Source organism: Asaia sp. SF2.1, assembly GCF_000505765.1.
GTDB classification, from domain to species: domain Bacteria; phylum Pseudomonadota; class Alphaproteobacteria; order Acetobacterales; family Acetobacteraceae; genus Asaia; species Asaia bogorensis.
On record NZ_AYXS01000007.1, the window covers coordinates 58,474 to 61,168 of the forward strand.

The following is a 2,695-nucleotide window of genomic DNA, read 5'->3' on the forward strand; positions in this document are numbered from 1 at the left end:
GATGGGTTCCGTTTCGATATGGGACCGACCATTCTCACGCTTCCCTCCGTGCTGCGCCGCATCATCGCCGAAAGCGGCCTGCGTATGGAGGATCGTCTCGACCTGCGTCGTCTGGATCCGCAATGGCGTTGCTTCTTTGACGAAGGCCAGTCTCTCGATCTGGTTGAGGACATTGCCCTCATGTCAGAGGAGCTGGAAAAACGTAAGCCCGGCGATGGAGCTGGTTATGAGGATCTGCTCAGGGTCAGCGAGCGGCTTCATGATATCTCGCGACGTTTCGTATTCTGGAAATCCGTCGGCGGACTGCGCGACACCATGAACATTGGTGAGACTTTTGCGCCCAAGACGCTGCGAGACGTCCTCGCATTGCGTATGCATTCTACGCTCGGGCATGAGATCAGAAAGCGTATCACCAACCCGCAGGCTGTGCAGGTTTTCGATCATTTCACGCAATATGTGGGCTCTAACCCCCTCCAAGCGCCGGCGGTACTGACCGGTATCGCCCATATGCAGGTTGATGAAGGCATCTGGTATCCGATAGGCGGAACACGCGCGGTACCCGTTGCCTTACGCAAGATCGCCAAAGAGAATGGCGTCGTGTTTCGCACCAATTGTCGTATCAAGCGTATCCTGCACGACGCAAAACGGGTCCATGGTGTCGAGACCCAATCCGGCGAAACCATCGCCGCATCGGCGGTCGTGTCGAACATGGACAGCGTGCGTACCATGTATGAACTGATCGATCGCAAGGCCGCACCGAAGGCCTTCCGCCAGTTTCGTCGCCAGTGGAAGTCTCGCGAGCCCGCGTGCTCGGGCGTTGTGCTCTATCTGGGCCTGAACAAGGCCTATGAGCACCTTGCCCACCACAATTTCGTCTTCTCACGCGATGCGGAAGAGGAATTCGACGCGATCTATCATCAGGGCCGCCCTGCCCCGGACCCAACCTGCTATCTCGCTGCGCCCGCCAGGACCGAGCCGCAAACCGCGCCGGAAGGTGGAGAGGCCCTTTATGTGCTGGTCCACACGCCGTATCTGCGCCCCGGCCAGAACTGGACCGAGATGTTCCCGGGTTATCGTCAGGTTATCCTCGACAAGCTGAAGAAAGCGGGCGGTATGCCTGATATCGAAGAGCGTATCGTGGCCGAACACCACCTGACCCCAATGGATATCCATACGAGATACTCACCTCAGGCGGGTGCCATTTATGGCCTTGCCAGCCATGGGAAGCTGAGCGGCGGCTTCAAGCCTGCAAATCGGTCGGACGACATTGCAGGGCTGTATATGGCGGGTGGCAGCGCTCATCCGGGCCCCGGCATGCCTATGGCGCTCATGTCGGGCTGGATCGCTGCGGATTGCCTGGATACGGATAGTCCCGCGCCCGTCGCCCCATCGGGTGCAGCATCACGCAGCGCGGCTGGCTGAGTTGTCACGCGGCAACCGTGGTAACGCGTGGCGACCGGGACTGGAGACAGCCTATGGCCGATCTCCATTTCTTACTTATTGGATCACGCGGGCCCTCAGGCAACGCCTGACCCGTCATTTTGCCTCCGTGCAGTGGTCGGGACATAAGCCAGACGCGTCCCTAGCATCCGGTACTTTGTTCTACAGCAACCATCCCGGCTGGTGGGACCCTGCCCTGTTTGCGTTGCTTCAGTCGCATTTCATGCCGGGCCGACCAGGCTTCGGCCCGATAGATGCCCGGACGCTTAAACGTTACCCCACTCTCAATCGTGCCGGGTTTCTGCCGCTTGATCCGTCATCGCATGGTTCGCTACGGCAGTTCCTGCACCACTCCGTAGCCATCCTGAAAAGCGGCGGCGTTTTCTGGCTCACTGCACAAGGGCAATTTACGGATGTCCGCCTGCGACCCGTCAGGCTCAAGCCGGGCCTGGCTCATATTGCCAGTCAGGCGACAGACTGCGTGATCAGCCCGGTTGCAATCGAATATGCCTACGGCTCCGAAAGTCGGGCAGAAGCATTCATACGTTTCGGCCAGCCCGTGCCTCATTCCAGCCTGCCCGGTAGCCTCAAGGCCAATCACGCGTTTCTGGAGGACGCTCTTGAGGCGACACAGGATGCGCTGGCGGCAGATGTCATCACACGCGACCATGCACGTTTCCGACTTCTCCTCGAAGGGCGATCCGGCATGGGCGGATTGTATGCCCAGCTTCAGAAACTCAGCAGCCTGATGAGGAGGGAAAAACATGACCCACGCCACGCAGGGCGCTGAACGGTCAGCCCCGACGCGGGCTGAACTGACCATCGCAGCCCTTGCAGCCTTTCCGTTGTTGGTCGGATTGCTCAACCTGCGTGCCCTGAGCCGCGCGCCCTCACGTTCAAATGCCCGCAGCGCCGGTATCTCTGTGCTTATTCCCGCACGCAACGAAGGGGCACAGATCGAGGCGGCCATCATGGCCGTTCTCGCAAACGGAGCTGCGGTGCGCGAGGTTCTGGTGCTCGATGATGGCTCTCAGGACGATACCGCGGCACGTGTCGAAGCCATTGCCGACAAACGTGTACGACTGCTGCACGGACGACCTCTCCCTGAAGGCTGGTGTGGCAAGAACCATGCCTGCGCCCAGCTTGTTGCCGCCGCCACACAGGAATGGCTCCTGTTCATCGATGCCGATGTCCGGCTGGAGGAACGCGCAATTCCACGGCTGCTGGCACTTACCGAGGGCGTACACGCCCCGTC

General features: G+C 60.1%; 3 protein-coding genes. All 3 read left to right on the forward strand.

Translation table 11 applies throughout. The features are described from left to right. On the forward strand, positions 1 to 1,422 hold a 1,422-nt coding region (locus P792_RS25175; protein ID WP_023978071.1), incomplete at its 5' end, for an NAD(P)/FAD-dependent oxidoreductase. A 175-nt stretch (positions 1,423 to 1,597) separates the two neighbouring features. Further along, positions 1,598 to 2,230 carry a lysophospholipid acyltransferase family protein gene (locus tag P792_RS25180; RefSeq protein ID WP_023978072.1) on the forward strand — a complete coding sequence of 211 codons (633 nt, stop codon included), beginning with the start codon at positions 1,598 to 1,600 and terminating at the stop codon, positions 2,228 to 2,230. Next, a partial coding sequence (locus tag P792_RS36985; protein ID WP_023978073.1) for a glycosyltransferase family A protein occupies positions 2,205 to 2,695 on the forward strand: 491 nt, incomplete at its 3' end. The genes P792_RS25180 and P792_RS36985, both read left to right, overlap by 26 nt.